The organism is Nocardioides dongkuii (assembly GCF_014127485.1).
Taxonomy (GTDB): domain Bacteria; phylum Actinomycetota; class Actinomycetes; order Propionibacteriales; family Nocardioidaceae; genus Nocardioides; species Nocardioides dongkuii.
The window spans coordinates 2867005-2884299 of record NZ_CP059903.1 but is presented as its reverse complement, the minus strand read 5'-3'; the positions used below and the strand labels follow the sequence as shown (position 1 = coordinate 2884299).

15 protein-coding genes are annotated in these 17295 nt (G+C 74.6%); 12 read left to right on the top strand and 3 right to left on the bottom strand.

What is annotated here, in order from left to right; genetic code table 11:
- Positions 1-163: 163 nt before the first annotated feature.
- From moeZ to H4O22_RS13885, 3 genes are all read left to right on the top strand, one after another.
- Positions 164-1363, top strand: a complete 1200-nt coding sequence (gene moeZ, locus H4O22_RS13895) for an adenylyltransferase/sulfurtransferase MoeZ (protein ID WP_182523973.1) — start codon at positions 164-166, stop codon at positions 1361-1363.
- Positions 1364-1443: 80 nt separating this feature from the next.
- Positions 1444-2340 (top strand): chymotrypsin family serine protease, encoded by an 897-nt coding sequence (locus H4O22_RS13890; protein WP_182523972.1) that lies wholly within the window; start codon positions 1444-1446, stop codon positions 2338-2340.
- Between the two features lie 39 nt (positions 2341-2379).
- The gene (locus H4O22_RS13885) at positions 2380-2772 is read left to right on the top strand and encodes an MGMT family protein (protein WP_182523971.1); all 393 of its coding nucleotides are present in this window, start codon (positions 2380-2382) and stop codon (positions 2770-2772) included.
- Here the strand turns inward: H4O22_RS13885 and H4O22_RS13880 are convergent.
- From H4O22_RS13880 to H4O22_RS13870, 3 genes are read right to left on the bottom strand one after another with little or no spacing between them, the layout of a single operon-like run.
- The gene (locus H4O22_RS13880) at positions 2678-4078 is read right to left on the bottom strand and encodes a YlbE family protein (protein ID WP_182523970.1); all 1401 of its coding nucleotides are present in this window, start codon (positions 4076-4078) and stop codon (positions 2678-2680) included. The genes H4O22_RS13885 and H4O22_RS13880 overlap by 95 nt on opposite strands.
- A complete protein-coding gene (locus tag H4O22_RS13875) occupies positions 4075-5481 on the bottom strand; it encodes an AllF/FdrA family protein (RefSeq protein WP_182523969.1) in 1407 nt (468 codons plus the stop codon). The genes H4O22_RS13880 and H4O22_RS13875 overlap by 4 nt, the downstream gene beginning before the upstream one ends.
- Positions 5478-6179 (bottom strand): oxamate carbamoyltransferase subunit AllH family protein, encoded by a 702-nt coding sequence (locus H4O22_RS13870; RefSeq protein WP_182523968.1) that lies wholly within the window; start codon positions 6177-6179, stop codon positions 5478-5480. The genes H4O22_RS13875 and H4O22_RS13870 overlap by 4 nt, the downstream gene beginning before the upstream one ends.
- A 75-nt stretch (positions 6180-6254) precedes the next feature.
- Here H4O22_RS13870 and H4O22_RS13865 point away from each other — a divergent pair, with 75 nt between their 5' ends.
- From H4O22_RS13865 to H4O22_RS13825, 9 genes are all read left to right on the top strand, one after another.
- On the top strand, positions 6255-7535 hold the full coding sequence (locus H4O22_RS13865) for a PucR family transcriptional regulator (protein ID WP_220451169.1): 1281 nt from the start codon (positions 6255-6257) through the stop codon (positions 7533-7535).
- Positions 7536-7663: 128 nt separating this feature from the next.
- The gene (locus H4O22_RS13860; protein WP_182523966.1) at positions 7664-9172 is read left to right on the top strand and encodes a uracil-xanthine permease family protein; all 1509 of its coding nucleotides are present in this window, start codon (positions 7664-7666) and stop codon (positions 9170-9172) included.
- Positions 9169-10005: an FAD binding domain-containing protein gene (locus tag H4O22_RS13855; RefSeq protein ID WP_182523965.1), complete on the top strand. Its 837-nt coding sequence runs from the start codon at positions 9169-9171 to the stop codon at positions 10003-10005. The genes H4O22_RS13860 and H4O22_RS13855 overlap by 4 nt, the downstream gene beginning before the upstream one ends.
- Positions 10002-10496: a (2Fe-2S)-binding protein gene (locus H4O22_RS13850; protein WP_182523964.1), complete on the top strand. Its 495-nt coding sequence runs from the start codon at positions 10002-10004 to the stop codon at positions 10494-10496. Before H4O22_RS13855 ends, H4O22_RS13850 begins: the two co-directional genes overlap by 4 nt.
- Positions 10493-12883 carry an aerobic carbon-monoxide dehydrogenase large subunit gene (cutA, locus tag H4O22_RS13845; protein WP_182523963.1) on the top strand — a complete coding sequence of 797 codons (2391 nt, stop codon included), beginning with the start codon at positions 10493-10495 and terminating at the stop codon, positions 12881-12883. The genes H4O22_RS13850 and cutA overlap by 4 nt, the downstream gene beginning before the upstream one ends.
- Positions 12880-13497, top strand: coding sequence for an SRPBCC family protein (locus tag H4O22_RS13840; protein WP_182523962.1), 618 nt, complete (start codon positions 12880-12882; stop codon positions 13495-13497). The genes cutA and H4O22_RS13840 overlap by 4 nt, the downstream gene beginning before the upstream one ends.
- Complete coding sequence (locus H4O22_RS13835; protein ID WP_244962974.1) at positions 13494-14939, top strand: amidase family protein; 1446 nt, start codon at positions 13494-13496, stop codon at positions 14937-14939. The genes H4O22_RS13840 and H4O22_RS13835 overlap by 4 nt, the downstream gene beginning before the upstream one ends.
- Positions 14936-16222, top strand: coding sequence for a cation:proton antiporter (locus H4O22_RS13830; RefSeq protein ID WP_182523961.1), 1287 nt, complete (start codon positions 14936-14938; stop codon positions 16220-16222). Before H4O22_RS13835 ends, H4O22_RS13830 begins: the two co-directional genes overlap by 4 nt.
- Positions 16223-16617: 395 nt before the next feature.
- Entirely contained in the window at positions 16618-17289 is a 672-nt protein-coding gene (locus H4O22_RS13825; RefSeq protein ID WP_182523960.1) for a lysophospholipid acyltransferase family protein, read from the top strand.
- Positions 17290-17295: the final 6 nt, after the last annotated feature.

Sequence of the window (17295 nt, the reverse complement as noted above, 5' to 3'; positions counted from 1 at the left end):
CTTTCGCTCCTCCATGGTCCTTGCCGCGCTGAACCCTACCCGTCAGGAACAGGGTCCGGATGACGGGACGCGGTGCGGGGGGCCGCGCGGCCGCGGGGGAACATGGACGCGACGCGCGGTGTTATCGATGCGTCCCGATCTTGATCGACGAGGAGAGTGTGTCGTGTCCTTCCCGCCCCTGGTGGAGCCCGCGGACGAGCTGACCATCGACGAGGTGCGTCGCTACAGCCGGCACCTGATCATCCCCGACGTCGGGATGAGCGGTCAGAAGCGGCTGAAGAACGCCAAGGTGCTGGTCATCGGCGCGGGCGGCCTGGGCAGCCCGGCGCTGCTCTACCTCGCCGCGGCCGGCGTCGGCACGCTCGGCATCGCCGAGTTCGACGAGGTCGACGAGTCCAACCTGCAGCGCCAGATCATCCACGGCCAGTCCGACGTCGGGAGGTCCAAGGCGGTCTCGGCCAAGGAGTCGATCAACGAGGCCAACCCGTACGTCGAGGTGGTGCTGCACGAGGAGCGCCTCGACAACGACAACGTCATGGACGTCTTCCGCGGCTACGACCTGATCGTCGACGGCACCGACAACTTCGCGACCCGCTACATGGTCAACGACGCGGCGTACTTCCTCGGGATCCCCTACGTGTGGGGCTCGATCTACCGCTTCGACGGCCAGGCCTCGGTCTTCGCGCCGACGATGGCCGACGACGCCCCCTGCTACCGCTGCCTCTACCCCGAGCCGCCGCCGCCGGGCATGGTCCCGAGCTGCGCGGAGGGCGGCGTCCTGGGCGTGCTGTGCGCCCAGATCGGCTCGATCCAGGTCAACGAGGCGATCAAGGTGCTCACCGGCATCGGCGACCCGGCCATCGGCAAGCTGGTCATCTACGACGCCCTCGAGCTGGAGTGGCGCAAGCTCCGCGTCCGCAAGGACCCGAACTGCGCGCTGTGCGGCGAGAACCCCACCGTCACCGGCCTGATCGACTACGACGCGTTCTGCGGCGCGATCTCGACCGAGGCCGCCGACGCGGCCGCCGGCTCGACGATCTCGGTCACCCAGCTCGAGCACATGCTCAAGGAGCGCGAGGAGGGCACCCGCGACTTCGTCCTCGTCGACGTCCGCGAGCCCAACGAGTACGAGATCAACAAGATCCCGGGCTCGGTGCTGATCCCCAAGGGCGAGTTCCTCAACGGCTCCGCGCTCGAGAAGCTGCCCGCCGACAAGCAGGTCGTCATGCACTGCAAGTCCGGCGTGCGCTCGGCCGAGACCCTGGCGATCGTCAAGGGCGCCGGGTACGCCGACGCGGTGCACGTCGGCGGCGGCGTCGTGGCCTGGGTCAACCAGATCGACCCCAGCCAGCCGTCGTACTGACCCCTGCTCCACCTCTCCGGGCGGCGCCCGGAGCCACCACCCGCCCGTGACCCGGGCGGGTGGTCGTCGTTGTGAGGTCCATGTCGGTCACCACCCGCCGGATCTCCACCCTCGCCGCCGTGGCGGCGAGCGCCACGCTCGGGATGGCCCTGGCCACCGCGGCCCCCGCCGCCGCCGGTCCGGCCGCCGGCTCCGCGGGCCGCGTCGCCTGGGCGCTCGCCGCGTCGGCGACCATCACCCCGGGCGTGCAGATGTACACCCAGGGCGGCCAGTGCACCGGCAACTTCGTCTTCACCGACAAGGCCGCCCACGTCTACGTCGGGTACGCCGCGCACTGCGCCGGCACCGGCGCCGCGACCGACACCGACGGCTGCCGGGCCGCGTCGCTCCCGCTCGGCACGGCGGTCACCTTCACCCGGGGCGGCAGCCCGGTGGGCGAGGGCACCCGGCTCGGGGGCGGCAAGCTCGTCTACTCCTCGTGGCGCACCATGGACCGGCTCGGCACGACCCACGCCAGCACCTGCGACTACAACGACTTCGCGCTGGTGAAGGTCAACGCCGCCGACCGGCGCAAGGTGAACCCGTCGATCCCGTTCTGGGGCGGGCCGACCGGCATCGACACCGACGGCACCGCCGTGGGCGACCGGGTCTACTCCTACGGCAGCTCCAGCCTGCGCGCCGGCATCACGCTGCTCTCGCCCAAGACGGGCATCAGCCTCGGCGACGCGCCGGCCGACGGCGGCTGGTCGCACCCGCTGTACACCGTGACGCCGGGCATCCCCGGCGACTCCGGGTCGGCGTTCGTCAGTGCCGACGGCAAGGCGGTCGGCACCCTGTCGACGCTGGGCCTGGCGCCCCTGCCGCTCTCGAACAACATCGGCGACCTCGCCCAGGAGCTCGCGTTCGCCCAGAAGCACTCCGGCATCCCCGGGTTGAGGCTGGTCAAGGGCACCGAGCCGTTCTCGCCGATCCTCTGAACCCCGCCCGTGCCCGCTCCGGGGCGTAGGTTCGGGGCCGTGCGCCACCCCGAGGAGTACGTCGAGGCCGTGCTGGCCGTCGTCGAGCAGGTCCCGCGCGGCCGGGTGACGACGTACGGCGCGATCGCGGACGCGGTCGGCCGCTACGGCCCGCGCCGGGTCGGCAACGTGATGGCCACGCACGGCGGCGGCGTGCCGTGGTGGCGGGTGGTCCGCGCCGACGGGTCGCTGCCGCCGAGCCACCAGGACGAGGCCCGGCAGACCTACCTCGAGGAGGGCACGCCGCTGAGGTCCTCGGGCAACGTCGACATCGTCGCGGCGTTCTGGCAGCCGCCGGTCACCGGCGCTCCGGCGGGCGACCCGCGGCCCGGCCCCGCGCCAGCTCGGCGAGCCGAGCCAGCGCGGCCGGGAACACCTCCGCGGGCGGGGTGACCAGGCCGGCGCCGACCTGGCCGACACCGGCGACCCGGCCGGCCATGCCGGTGTTGATCTGCGGCAGGATGCCGGTCCGGCAGACCCGGGTGACGTCGATGCCGGTCGGGGTGCCCTGGAAGTCGAGCACCGGCACCGTCCAGCGGGGGTTCTCGCCGAGGGTGATCTCGTGCATCCGCCGGGTCGTGGCCAGCGCGTCGGGGACGGTGCCGCCGACGAGGCGGACGATGGCCGGGGCGGTCGCCATCGCGAAGCCGCCGATGCCGGCGGTCTCGGTGATCGCGGAGTCGCCGATGTCGGGGTTGGCGTCGTCGGGGCCGTAGTCGCCGAGGAACAGCCCGTCGGCCAGCTGGGCCGGGCCGGTGAACCACTCCTCGCCGGTGCCGGCGACCTGGATGCCGAAGTCGGTGCCGTTGCGCGCCATCGCCACCACCATCGTGGACCCCTCGATGCCGCGGGCGGCGTCCAGCGCGAGCTTGCACGCGGGCATGGCGAGGTTGAGGAAGAAGTGGTCGTTGGCGCCGACGAACCGGACCGCCTCGGCGACGTCGGCCGGGTCGTGCCCGCTGGCGATCATCGCGGGCGCCAGGTCGCGCAGCAGCATCAGGGTGCCGGCCCGGTTGCGGTTGTGGGCCTCGTCGCCCATCTGCAGCATCTGGGTGAGGATCCCGGTGACGTCGACGGGCTCGGCGGCGCGCACCGCGGCGCGCAGCAGCGGACCGAGCACGTCGCCCATCCAGCGCAGGCGGGTGAGGACGTCGGGGGAGTAGGCGCCGTAGCGCAGCACCTTGCCGAGCCCCTCGTTGAGCGAGCAGTGGGTACGCCGGCCGGTCGCGGGGTCCTCGAGCACGAACATCCACATGCTCGGGGTGACCACGCCCGCCATCGGCCCGACCGTGCCGCGGTGGTGGCACGGCTCGAGCGAGGCGTCCCCGGACTCGAAGAGCGCGACCGCGTCCTCGGGGTCCTCGACCAGGCCCTCGAGCGCGGCGCCGGCCATCAGCCCGCCCCGCAGCGGCCCCGAGGCGCGGTCCCAGGTGATCGGTGGTCCCGCGTGCAGGAACTCGCCGCGGCCCAGGCCGAGCACCTCGGCTGCCGGGGCGACGTCGACGAGCCGGGCGGTCACGCCCAGCACCGCCGCGAGCGCGCGCTCGTTGGCGGCCGGGCGCGCGGGGTCGGCGGCGACGGTGGCCAGGTCGTCCTCGGTGCCGGGCATCGGGGGGCGCCAGTCGACGCGGTCGACGTCGACCGCCTGCGCGGCGACGGCGTCGGCGAGCAGGTCCGCCCCGGCGGTCACGACCCTCATCCGCGGCTCCCCACGAGCTCGACGGCGCGCCGGGCGGCGCCCGCGTTGGACAGGTGCACCTCGGCGCCCGCCCCGGCCAGCGCGGCGGTCTGGGCCGCGAGGTCCTGCGGGTCGGCGGCGGTGCCGACCAGGCTCACCACGACCGGGAGGTCCAGGTCGGCCAGCGCCGGCGCGAGCAGGGCCGCGGGGTCGGGCTCGGCGCCGTGGCCGAGCACCACGTCGAGCAGCAGCACGGCGGTCTCCGGGTCGGCGGCGGCGCGGGCGAGGTGCTCGAGGCGCAGCGTCGGGTCGATCATCGGGTGGGCGCGGCCCTCGGTCCACGCGTCGTCCCCGAAGTCGACGAAGGTGTGGCCGGCGTCCGCGCCGAGCGCCTCCTCGGCGAGGATCCGCGCCTCCTGGCACAGCGTGCCGCCGACGAACAGCCCGCGCAGCAGCCGCCCGCGGCTGGCCGGGGCCGCGGTGCCGGTCACCGGCCACGGGGGCACGGCGCGCCCCAGCCGCCGCAGCACGGCCTCCGCGGCCGCGGTCAGGTCGGGGCGCCCGGGGCCGAGCAGCGCGAGCTCGACCGGGGTGGCCAGCCCCTCGGCGTACGACCCGACGGTGGCGGCGACCTCGGGCGCGGGCGGCTTGGAGACCAGGACGACGAGCTCGACGTCGGGGTCGGCGTCCAGGCGGCGCAGCGCCTCGGTGGTGGAGGGTCCGCCGACCTCGGCGGCGAGGTCGCGGCCGCCGACCCCGAGGGCGGAGGAGACACCGACCCCGGCGTGGTCGAGCAGCGCGAGCAGCTGCTGGCAGCCGGTGCCGGAGGCGGCGACCAGGCCGACCGGGCCGGGGCGGACGACGTTGGCGAACCCGAGGCCGACCCCGTCGACGACCGCGGTGCCGCAGTCGGGACCCATCACCAGCAGCCCGCGGTCCGCGGCCGCCCGCTTGAGCGCGACCTCGTGGGCGACCGGGACGTTGTCGCTGAAGACCATCACGTCGCTGCCGGCCTCCAGCGCGTCCATCGCCTCGACGAGGGCGTGCCGGCCCGGCACCGAGACCAGGACCAGCCCGCCGGGGGCGTCGCGCAGCGCGGTGGCGGTGGTGCGGTGCGGCGCGAGGTCGGCCGCTCCGCCCTCAGCGCGCCGGCCGGCCCGGTCCAGTGCGTCGGCGACGGCGGCGAGCGCGGCGTCGAGCGTGTCGGCGTCGTCGAGCCGCACCGCGACGACCAGGTCGTTCGGCCCGGCCTCGGCGGGCACGTCGAAGCCCATCCCCTCGAGCACCTCGAGGTTGAGGGCGGTGGCCATCGCGACCTGGGCCGCGACCACGCCGTCGGCCTGTTGCACGGCGCGGCTGACCTGCAGCAGCGCCACGGAGTCGGCGTACGCACCGGGGCGGAGCTCGACGTGGGTGTGGGTCATGCCGCCACCGCGCCGGCCAGCGCGCGGCGCCCGCCCTCCAGCAGTCCGCGGCCGGAGCTGTGCCCGACGGCGGCGAGCGCGGCGGCCGCGGCGGGCTCGGCCGGCGTGCCGACGGCGCGCAGCCACGCGGCGTACTCCGGCAGCACCTCGCCGTGCAGCGCGCAGTCGAGCAGGGCCGCGGAGAGCAGCGTGGTGCGGTGGGCGAGCGCGCGCACCGCGGCGTCCACCTCCGGCGTCGGTACGGCGGCCGCCCGGTGCGCGGCGAGCCAGCCGCAGAGCACGTCGTCGCCGTACGGCGTGAGCCCGTCGCCGGCGCCGACCAGCGAGCGGACCTCGTCGGCCCCGAGCGCGGGCGGCGCCTCGGGGGCGAGCAGCCCGGGGAGCGCGGGAACGGTCACGCGGAGGAACCGGCCGACCTCGAGCGGGCGGCCGTCGAGGTGCAGCACCCCGGCGCGCACCTCGGCCGAGCGTGCCGGGACGTCGAGGAGCGCGCCGGCGGGGGCCCGCACCGCGCACGGGACCTGCGCGGCGCGGTCGTCGACGACGCCGACGCACCGCGCGGTGCCGGCACCGGCCAGCTCGACGTACACGGCGTGCGGGCCGCGGTGGACGACCTCGACCGGTCCGTCGGGGGCGGCGGACAGGCGCTCGTGGACCCGGGGCGGCGCGCTGACCGGGATCGGGCGGGAAGGCCTCACGCCGCCGACCGTAACCGGATCGGACTACGGTGGCCGATGTGGAGTTGTGCCAACGATCCCACGGGGGGTACGCAGATGTTGATAGGCACCGATCGCGGTGACAGTGGTGGCCGCGCGATCGAGGCGCTGGCCCGGGTCGACGCCCTGCACACGGGGCTGACCCAGATCGCGCTCGAGGGCGGCGACCTCCGCGACATCGCCGCCGAGGTCGCCCGGGTGCTCGAGGTCGGCGTGCTGGTCACCTCCACCGACGGCCGGGAGCGCGCGTCCGCGCTCCCCGAGGCGCTCCGCGGCCGGCTCCGCGGGCAGGGCCTCCTCGACCCCACCGGCCGGGTCCGGGTGGAGCGGATCGGCACCCGGGGCGTCCTCGTCGGCGACGGGGAGGTGCGCACGCTGCGGGTCGCGGCCGCCGGCACCGACCTGGCCCGGCTCGTCTGCGTGCGGCCGGACGCGCCGATCTCGCCCGACGACGTGCACGCCCTCGAGCGCGCGGCCGCCGTCGCGGCGCTGGTGATCACCCGGCACCAGGCGGTGGCCGCCGTCGAGCACAAGTACCAGGGCGACTTCCTCCGCGACGTCTTCCTGCGTCGCGCCGGCGACGAGGAGTACGTCACCGAGCACGCCGACACCTTCGGCTGGGACCTGCTCCGCCCCGCCGTCGTGGTGGTCGCCGAGATCGACCCGCTCGCCGCCGACGAGCCGCCGGTGGCGCGCGCCGTACGCCGCCAGTGGCAGGACCGGTTCGCCGCCGCCTGGCGGCAGGTCGGGCACGGGATCGACCCGGGCATCGCGTGCGCCGACTTCTCCTCCGAGGTGGTCGCGCTGCTCCCGGTGGCGGAAGGCGAGGAGCCGGTCGCCGGCGGGGACGTCGTACGCCGCGTGGTGACGGCCGTGGCCGGCGACAAGGGCGGCGGGCGGCGGCCGTTCTCGGTCGGCGTGAGCCGGGTCGCCGCGGGGCTGGACGCGCTCCCAGACGCCTACGCCCAGGCGCGGCGGGCCGTCGAGGTCGGCCGCCGGGTCCACGGCGGCGGGTCGACGACGTTCTTCGACCAGCTCGGGCTGCACCGGCTGATCGCGCTGATCCCCGACGACCGCGAGCTCGCGGCGTTCACCCGCGACGTCCTCGGCCCGCTCGCGACGCAGACCCCGGAGGCCGCCGGGCTGCGGGAGACCCTGCAGGTGCTGCTGGACACCAACTTCAACGTGGCCGAGGCCGCCCGCCTGCAGTTCTTCCACTACAACACGATGCGCTACCGGGTCGCCAAGCTCGAGCGGCTGCTCGGCCCGCTCTCCTCCGACCCGCACCTGCGGCTCGACGTCGCGGTGGCCCTGCGGGTGCTCGAGATCGGGGGCTAGCACCGGGCACAAGTCGTGCCAGCGTGTCCGGCGTTCCTTCGGCAGCACTCGCCGTCGAGGGTGTCTCATGGGTCTGACTACGGTGACTCAGCACTGGCCCTCGGGGACCACCGACGACAGGAGACGTCATGTCGATGTTCAAGTGGGACGTGGTGGACCCGGCCCCCGGAGTGGCCGTCGCGCCGAACCAGCGGCTCTCCTGGGGCAAGACCGTGGGCCTCGGCGGGCAGCACGTGATCGCGATGTTCGGGGCGACGTTCGTCTTCCCGATCCTCATGGGGCTGAACGCGAACCTCGCCATCATGATGAGCGGCATCGCGACGATCTGCTTCCTGCTGATCGTCGCCGGCAAGGTCCCCAGCTACCTCGGCACGTCGGCCTCGTTCGTCGGCGGGGCCGCGGCCATCTACGCCCAGGGAGGCGGGCCGGCGGACGTGACCGGGGCGATCCTGGTCGCGGGTGTCGTGCTCGCGCTCGTCGGCGTGCTCATCCACGTCGCCGGCGCCGGGGCCGTCAACGCGGTGCTCCCGCCCGTGGTCACCGGCGCGGTCGTCATGCTGATCGGCTTCAACCTCGCACCGGTGGCCGTCACCACCTACATGCCTGCGGACCCGTGGGTCGCGATCATCACCATGACCGCGGTCATCCTGATGGCCGTCGGCTTCCGGGGGTTCCTCGGCCGGATCGCCATCGTGCTCGGTCTCGTGGTCGGCTACGTCGTCTCCTGGCTCGCCGACCTCCTGTTCGGCAAGACCTCGCTCCCGACCGCGTCGTCGGCGGACCCCGGCCCGCACCTGCGGGTCGACTGGACCGCGGTCAAGGAGGCCGACTGGTTCGGCTTCCCCTCCAAGACCGCCGAGGGACTCGTCGGCAACCAGACCGAGGCCGGCAACCTCGCCGCCGTCGGCTGGCACCTGCCCAGCTTCTCGCTCACGTTCACGCTGCTCGTCCTCCCGGCGGTCATCGCGCTGGTCGCCGAGAACGTCGGCCACGTCAAGGCGGTCGCCGAGATGACCGGGTCCGACCTGGACCCGGTGATGGGGCGCGCGGTCGCCGCCGACGGGGTGGGCACCGTCATCGCCACGTCGGTCGGTGGCTCGCCCACCACGACGTACGCGGAGAACATCGGGGTGATGGCGGCGACCCGGGTGTACAGCACCGCGGCCTACTTCGTCGCCGCCTTCGTCGCGATCCTCCTCGGCCTGGTGCCCAAGTTCGGGGAGGTCGTCAACCAGACCCCTCCCGCCGTGCTCGGCGGCATCACCCTCGTGCTCTACGGGATGATCGGCCTGCTCGGGGCGAAGATCTGGAAGGAGAACGGGGTCGACTTCGCGAACCCCGTCAACCTCGTCCCGATCTCCGCGGGCATCATCTTGGGCATCGTCCCGGCGAGCACGCTGAAGATCACCGACGACTTCTCGCTCACCGGCATCGCGCTCGGCACCGTCGTCTGCGTCGTCGGCTACCACCTCGCCCGCCTGGTCGCACCCCGGCGTGACGACGAGGGCACGATGATCGCCGTCGGTCACACCGGGGCGCACGCCGAGGACCACGCGGCGCCGCACCGGGGGCGCGGACACGCCGCGCCGTACGACGAGGAGACCACCGGGGAGCATCGCGGGGTCCGGGACGAGTGAAGCCCGCACCCTTCGCGTACCACCGGCCGGCGTCCCTCGACGAGGCGCTGACGACGCTGGCGGGGGACCCGCACGCGAAGGTGCTGGCGGGCGGACAGAGCCTGGTGCCGCTGCTGTCGATGCGGCTGGCGCAGCCCAGCGCGCTGGTCGACCTGGCGGGGATCCCCGGGCTCGACGGCATCGAGGTGGACGAGCACGGGGTGCGGGTCGGGGCGCTGGCCCGGCACAGCGCCGTCCTCGCCTCGGCCGACGTACGCCGGGTGCAGCCGCTCGTCGGCCTGGCGCTGGCCCACGTCGCGCACGCGACGATCCGCAACCGCGGGACGACGGTCGGGTCGGTCGTCCACGCCGACGCGGCCGCGGAGATGCCGGCGGTGCTGGCGCTCCTCGGTGGATCGGTCGAGGCGGCGTCGGTGCGCGGCACCCGCACGATCGCGGCCGATGAGCTCTACCTCGGTCCGCTCGAGTCCTCGCTCGCGCCCGACGAGATCGCGACCTCGGCGTGGTTCCCCGCGCTGCCCCCGGGCGCGGGCGTCGCCTTCGAGGAGGTCGCCCGACGGCAGGGGGACTACGCCCTGGCCGGGGTCGCGGCGGTCGCCGACGACGCGGGGGTCCGGGCGGGCTACCTCTCGGTCTGCGAGGTGCCGACCGTCGTCGACCTCACCGACGTGCCGGCCGGCGGGCGCGGCGACGCGGCGCTGGCCCGGCTCGACCCCGCCGAGGACATCCACGCGACCGCGGCGTACCGCAGCCAGCTGGTCCGGGTGCTCACCGAGCGGGTCGTCGAGTCGGCGCTCGTGTCCCGGCGGGACCGGGCGGGGGAGGGCCGGTGACCGAGGAGCTGCACGACGTCCGGCTGGACGTCAACGGCACGGCGTACGACGTGCGGGTGCCCGCGCGCCGGCTGCTCTCCGACGCGCTGCGCCACGACCTGGGCCTGACCGGCACCCACGTGGGGTGCGAGCACGGCGTCTGCGGCTCCTGCACGGTGCTGCTGGACGGCGCACCGGTGCGCGCGTGCCTGGTGCTCGCGGTGTCGGTCTCCGGCCAGCGGGTCACCACCGTCGAGGGCCTCACCCGCCCGGACGGCTCGCTGGGCCCGGTGCAGCAGGCGTTCGCCGAGTGCCACGGCCTGCAGTGCGGCTTCTGCACGCCGGGCTTCCTGACCACGATCACCGCCGGCCTGCGCGACAACCCCGCGCCGACCCACGACGAGGCGCGGGAGATGGTCGCGGGCAACCTGTGCCGCTGCACCGGCTACCAGAACATCGTCCGGGCGGTCGAGCGCGCGGCCGAGCTGGCCGCCACCGAGGGCAGGCCATGACCACGAAGCTGATGGGCCAGGGCGTCCAGCGGGTCGAGGACCAGCGGTTCCTGCGCGGCCACGGCCGGTACGTCGACGACGTCGCCGTCGACCCCGCGACGCTGCACGCGGCCGTGCTGCGCAGCCCGCACGCGCACGCCCGGATCCTCGACGTCGACGTCGACGCGGTCCTCGACCTCGAGGGGGTGCACCTGGTGTGGACCCACGAGGACCTCGCCGGCCTCTCCGCCCCGATGGCCGACCCGCTGCCGCTGCTGATCCCGCATCCGACGCTCACCCACGGGCGCACCCAGCACGCGCTGGCCGCCGGCGAGGTCAACTACGCCGGGGAGGCGGTCGCGTTCGTCGTGGCCGACGACCGGTACGTCGCCGAGGACGCGCTCGACCGGATCCGGGTGACGTACGACGTGCTCCCGCCCGTGGTCGGCATCGAGGCGGCCCGCGCGGCCGACCGCCTGGTCCACGACGACGTCCCCGGCAACGTCGCGGCCCGGATGGTGCAGGAGACCGGCGACGCGCCGGCGGCGATCGCGGCGGCCCCGCACCGCCTCGCGCTCGACCTCACCGTCGAGCGCAGCGCCAGCACGCCGCTGGAGGGCCGCGGGACGGTGGCCCGCTGGGACCCCGACGTCGGCCGGCTGACGGTGTGGACCTCGACGCAGAGCTCGACGGGGGTCCGGGCCGCCGTCGCGGTCAAGCTCGGCCTCGACCTCGGTCAGGTCGACGTGATCACCCCCGACGTGGGCGGCGGGTTCGGGGTCAAGATCAACCACCCGTGGCCCGAGGAGCTGCTGGTCCCGCTCGCGGCCCGCGCCCTCGGCCGCACGGTGAAGTTCACCGAGGACCGGCGCGAGCACTTCGTCTCCTCGGCGCACGAGCGCGGCCAGGTCCACCACGTCGAAGTCGGCTTCGACGACGACGGGCGGCTGCTCGGGCTCGACGTGGAGTTCTGGCACGACCACGGCGCGTACATCCCGTACGGCCTGATCGTCCCCATCATCACCTCGACCCAGCTGCTCGGGCCGTACAAGCCCGCGGTCTACCGGGTCGCCTTCGAGTCGCTCTACACCAACACCGTGATGGTCACGCCCTACCGCGGCGCCGGTCGCCCGCAGGGCTGCTTCGTCATGGAGCGCACGATGGACGCGATCGCCCGCTACCTCGGCAAGGACCGCGCCGAGGTGCGCGCCGCCAACTTCATCCAGCCCGACGAGTTCCCCTTCGACCAGGGGCTGGTCTTCCAGGACGGCCGGGAGCTGGAGTACGACTCCGGCGACTACCCGGCATCCCTGGAGAAGATCAAGACGCTCATCGGCTGGGACGACTTCCCGACCTTCCGCAAGGCGATGGCCGAGCAGGGCCGCCGGGTCGGCATCGGCCTCGCCTGCTACGTCGAGGGCACCGGCGTGGGCCCCTACGAGGGCGCCCACGTGCACGTCGAGACCACCGGCAAGGTCAAGGTCGCCACCGGGCTGACCACCCAGGGGCAGGGGCACGCGACGGTCTTCGCGCAGCTGGTCGCCGATGAGCTCGGCGTGCGGTTCGAGGACGTCGAGGTGGTCACCGGCGACACCCGCCGGATGCCGTACGCCGTCGGCACGTTCGCCTCGCGCGCGGCGGTGATGAGCGGCTCGGCGATCCACCTGGCCGCCACGCGCACCCGGGAGAAGGTGCTGCGGATCGCTGCGGAGGCGCTCGAGGCCGACGAGCAGGACCTCGAGATCGTCGACGGGGTGGTCTCGGTCAAGGGCTCGCCGGGCACCTCCCTCGACCTCGGCACGATCGCGGTGCTCTCCAACCCGCTGCGCTACGCCTTCGACGAGGCGTCCAAGGCGGCCACCCAGTTCTCGGTCGGTGACCCCGGGCGGCCGCCGGTCCCCGAGGACGACGAGCCGGGCCTGGAGGGGCGCGACTTCTACAGCCCCGAGCGCGCGACGTTCGCCTCCGGCATGCACGCCGTGATCGTCGAGACCGACCCCGACGCCGCCGAGGTCAGGATCCTCAAGTACGCCGTCGTCCACGACTGCGGGCGGCTGATCAACCCGATGATCGTCGAGGGGCAGATCCACGGCGGCGTCGCCCAGGGCGTGGCCGGCGCGCTCTACGAGCGGATGGTCTACGACGAGGCGGGGCAGCTGCAGAACGCCTCGTTCATGGACTTCCTGATGCCCTACGCCACCGAGATCCCCGACGGCATCGACATCGACCACCTCGAGACGCCCAGCCCGCTCAACCCGCTGGGCATCAAGGGCGCGGGCGAGGCCGGGGTGATCCCCTCCGCGGCCGTGTTCGCCGCCGCGATCGAGGACGCCGAGCGCATCCCGATCACCGCCATGCCGATCTCGCCGTCCGAGCTCTTCCACCTGCGCCAGGAGCACACCCGATGAGGATCCAGGGACAGAACACCGTCGCCGCCCCGGTCGCGGACGTCTGGCGGGCGCTGCTCGACCCGGCCGTCCTGGTGCGCACCATCCCGGGCTGCGAGCGGCTCGTCGAGACCGCCCCGCACACCTACGACATGACCGTCACCGCCGGGGTCGCGGCGATCCGCGGCACCTACCAGGGCACCTGCAGCCTCGCCGACCTCGACGAGCCCGCGTCGCTGGTGATGCGGCTGTCCGGGGCGGGCGGGCCGGGCACCGTCGACGCCACCGTCACGGTCGCCTTCGCGGAGGACGACGGCGGCACCCGCGTCTCCTACGACGCCGACGCGGTCGTCGGCGGCATGGTCGGCGGCGTCGGCCAGCGGATGCTCACCAGCGTCTCGCGCCGGATGGCGGGGGAGTTCTTCGACAACGTGGCCCGCTCGTTGGTCGAGCAGGAGGACGCCCCGGCGCCGACCGACGGCGAGAGCCCCGCGGCCCCGCCCTCGACGGTGTTCACCGCGCCCCGTCCCTCGACCGGCTCGACCGGAGACGACTTCGTCAAGGGGGTCGCGGTCGGCGCCGGGCTGGTGCTGCTCGGCGTCGCCGCGGGCGGCCTGGTCACGAGGCGGCGGTGAGCCACGACCTCACCGTCTGGTCGGGCGCCCGCGCGATGGCGGCGGCCGTGCGGGAGGGCCGGGTCTCCGCCCGCGCGCTCCTCGAGCTGCACCTCGAGCGGATCGCCGCCGTCAACCCGGTGCTGAACGCGATCGTCAGCCTCGACGTCGACCGCGCCCGGGCCGGGGCCGACGAGGCGGACCGCTACCAGGCCGCCGGCGGCCGGCTCGGCGCCCTGCACGGCCTGCCGTTCGCGGTCAAGGACACCCACGCCGCGGCGGGCTGGCGCACGACGTACGGGTCCCCGCTGTTCGCCGACCACGTGCCCGACGCCGACGACCTGATCGTGGAGCGGGTACGCCGGGCCGGGGTGGTGCTGATCGGCAAGACCAATGTGCCGGAGTTCGCGGCCGGGTCGCACACCTTCAACCGGGTCTTCGGCACCACCCGCAACCCCCACGACCCGAGCCGGAGCGCGGGCGGGTCGAGCGGGGGAGCGGCGGCCGCGCTTGCGGCCGGCATGGTGCCGCTGGCCGACGGGTCCGACATGGGCGGCTCGCTGCGCAACCCCGCGTCGTTCTGCGGGGTCATCGGCCTGCGCCCGAGCCTGGGGCGGGTGCCGGAGTGGCCGCTGTACAACCAGTGGGAGACCACGTCGGTGAGCGGGCCGATGGCGCGCACCGTCGACGACCTGGCGCTGCTGCTCGGCGTGCTCGCCGGGCCCGACCCGCGCGCGCCGCAGGCGCTCGGCGACCCCGGCCGCGGGTTCGCCCAGCCGGTGCCCCCCGGCACCGACGCGCTGCGCGGCCTGCGGGTCGCCGTCTCGGTCGACCTGGGGGGCGCGTTCGAGGTCGACCACGAGGTCGCCGCCGTGGTCGAGGCCGCGGCGGCGACCCTGGCGCGGGCGGGCAGCCGGGTGGTGTCCGCCCACCCCGACCTGGCGGAGGCCGACGACACGTTCCGCACCCTGCGCGCCTGGCACCTGCAGGCCAAGCTCGGGCCGCTGCTGGCCGCGCACCCGGACGGGCTCAAGGCCTCGCTCGCGGACAACATCCGGCTCGGGGAGCACCTCACCGGCGCCGACGTCGCCCGCGCGTACACCCGGCGCACCACCCTCGGCGAGCGGATGCGGCTGTTCTTCCGCGACCACGACCTGCTGCTCCTGCCGGTCTCGCAGGTGCCGCCGTTCCCGGTCGAGCAGGAGTTCCCGACCGAGATCAACGGGCGGCCGATGGCGACGTACCTGGACTGGATGCGCTCGGCGTACCACGTCACGGTCACCGGCTGCCCCGCCATCGCCGTCCCGGCCGGCCGGACGACCGGGGGGCTGCCGGTCGGCGTCCAGCTGGTGGCGCCGCACGGCGCGGACCGGTGGCTGCTCGAGGTCGCGGCCGCGTGTGCGGAGGCGTTCGCCGGGGCCGGTGCGGACGGGGGTGGGGTGGTGGGTACCTCACCCGGGTGACCGCCGACCTCGTCTACGTCGTCGCGGGAGGCTGTCTGCTCCTCGCGATCGTCCTGCCCGCACTCCTGCACCGCTGGGCCATCTCCGCCCCGATGGTCCTGGTGGGGGTGGGGATGCTGCTCGGCATCACCTCGCTGCCGGACGGGCTCCCGCTCGACCCGCAGGAGAACCGCGCCCAGATCGAGCACGTCACCGAGCTCGTCGTGATCGTCGCGCTGATGGGCGTCGGGCTCGCGCTCGACCGCCCGCTCGAGGTGCGCAACCGGAGCAGCTGGGCCGGGTGGGCGCCGACCTGGCGGCTGCTCGGGATCGGGATGCCGCTGTGCATCGGCGCCGTGGCTCTGTTCGGGTGGCTCGCCGGCCTGCCCGTGGCCGCCGCCGTCCTGCTCGGGGCGGTGCTGGCCCCGACCGACCCGGTGCTGGCCAGCGACGTGCAGGTCGCGGGGCCGCAGACCGGCGACGACCACGAGGTCGACGAGCGCGACGAGCTGCGCTTCACGCTCACCTCCGAGGCGGGCCTCAACGACGGCCTGGCGTTCCCCTTCGTCTACCTCGCGATCCTGCTCGCCGCCGAGGGCTCGCTCGGGTGGTGGGGGCTGGAGTGGCTCGGGTTCTACCTGGTCGCGAAGGTGGTCATCGGCGTCGTCGCCGGCATCGCGATCGGACGAGGCCTGGCGTTCATCGCGTTCCGGGCGAGCAGCCCGTCCCTGCGGGTGGCCGAGCGGGGGGAGTCGCTGCTGGCGCTGGCCGCCCTCGTGCTGTCGTACGGCGTCGGCGAGGTCGTCGGCGGCTACGGCTTCCTCGCCGTCTTCGCGTGCGCGATGACCTTCCGCTCCGCGGAGCGCTCGCACGACTACCACGCCGCGATGCACGAGGTGGTGGAGCGGCTGGAGCGGCTGCTGACGCTCTTCGTGCTGCTCGTCCTCGGGATCGCGCTGACCCGCGGGCTGCTCGAGGAGCTCGACTGGCGCGGGGTCGCGATCGGCCTGGCGCTGCTGCTGGTGATCCGCCCGGTGCTCGGGTTCGTCTCGCTCGCCGCCTTCGCCCGCCGTACCCACCAGACCGGCGGGCTGACCCGCCCCCAGCAGGCCGCCGCGGCGTTCTTCGGCGTCCGGGGGATCGGCTCGATCTACTACCTCGCCTACGCCGCCGGCGAGGACCCCGCCCTCGGCGACAACTGGCTGTGGTCGACCGTCGCCTTCACCATCGTCGCCTCGGTCTTCCTGCACGGCGTCCTCGCCGCCCCGGTGCTCCGGCGGGTCGGCAGCCTCCAGGAGGACTGACGCGGGACGGGCCGGTGGTCTGGACCGGTTCTCCACCAGCGGGGGAGAAACCTGTGGAAAACGCCGGGCGCGGTTGTGGACGAGTTGTGGAGGGCGGGACAAACCATCGGAATGTGGGGAGAACCCTGGCGCGGCGGCTCCCGGGCGGCGTAGAACTTCTCCCACGCACTCCCCTCGGGGAGAGCGGGACGGCTCGGAGACGAGGGTCCGTACGTCGGGTTCGCCCGGCGCGGAGGCGCGGTGGTGGCGCCCCCGGGACCCGAGTCGAGGAGCGGTCGACCGGAGCACCACCGGCCGGTCAGCGTGGCCCCTCCGGGGGCTGCGGAAGGGCCCCTGCGACTCATACCCGCAGGGGCCCTTCGTCTTTCCCGCCGGTAACCACCATGCTGGCCCGCATGGAGGTCTACTCGGTCGTGCACACCGTCGTCGCGCCGACCGCGAAGGCGATCTGGCGGCCGACGGTCCACGGCCTCGACAACGTCCCGCCGACCGGCCCGGTGCTGCTGGCGAGCAACCACCTGAGCTTCGCCGACTCGCTGGTCATCCCGATCGTGGTGCCGCGCAAGGTCTCGTTCCTCGCCAAGTCCGACTACTTCACCGGCACCGGCGTGCGCGGCACGCTCAGCCGGCTGTGGTTCGAGGGGATCGGCATGCTGCCGGTGGACCGCGACGACACCAAGGCCGCGCTGGCCAGCCTCGGCACGGCGCTCGAGGTGCTCGCCGCCGGCGGCGCGTTCGGCGTCTACCCCGAGGGCACCCGGTCGCGGGACGGCCGGCTCTACCGCGGCCGGACGGGCGTCGCGCACCTCGCGCTGACCGCGGGCTGCCCCGTCGTCCCCGTCGGCCTCACCGGCACCGAGCGGCTCCAGCCGGTGGGCGCCCGGCTGCCGCGCGTCGTCCCGGTGACGGTCACCTTCGGCGAGCCGATCGTGCCCGGCGACCGGTTCGACGGCGTACCGCCCGGCCGGGCCCGGCGCGAGCTCACCGACGAGGTGATGGCCGCCATCCAGCGGCTGTCGGGCCAGGAGGAGGCCGGGGTCTACAACGACCGCGCTCCCGATGCGTGAAGGTGT

Excerpts from the sequence above, each read along its gene's own strand:
- H4O22_RS13825 (WP_182523960.1), top strand. The coding sequence starts at position 16,618 with ATGGAGGTCTACTCGGTCGTGCACACCGTCGTCGCGCCGACCGCGAAG.
- H4O22_RS13875 (WP_182523969.1), bottom strand. The coding sequence starts at position 5,481 with ATGACCCACACCCACGTCGAGCTCCGCCCCGGTGCGTACGCCGACTCC.
- H4O22_RS13880 (WP_182523970.1), bottom strand. The coding sequence starts at position 4,078 with ATGAGGGTCGTGACCGCCGGGGCGGACCTGCTCGCCGACGCCGTCGCC.
- H4O22_RS13865 (WP_220451169.1), top strand. The coding sequence starts at position 6,255 with ATGTTGATAGGCACCGATCGCGGTGACAGTGGTGGCCGCGCGATCGAG.
- H4O22_RS13860 (WP_182523966.1), top strand. The coding sequence starts at position 7,664 with ATGTCGATGTTCAAGTGGGACGTGGTGGACCCGGCCCCCGGAGTGGCC.
- cutA (WP_182523963.1), top strand. The coding sequence starts at position 10,493 with ATGACCACGAAGCTGATGGGCCAGGGCGTCCAGCGGGTCGAGGACCAG.
- H4O22_RS13890 (WP_182523972.1), top strand. The coding sequence starts at position 1,444 with ATGTCGGTCACCACCCGCCGGATCTCCACCCTCGCCGCCGTGGCGGCG.
- H4O22_RS13840 (WP_182523962.1), top strand. The coding sequence starts at position 12,880 with ATGAGGATCCAGGGACAGAACACCGTCGCCGCCCCGGTCGCGGACGTC.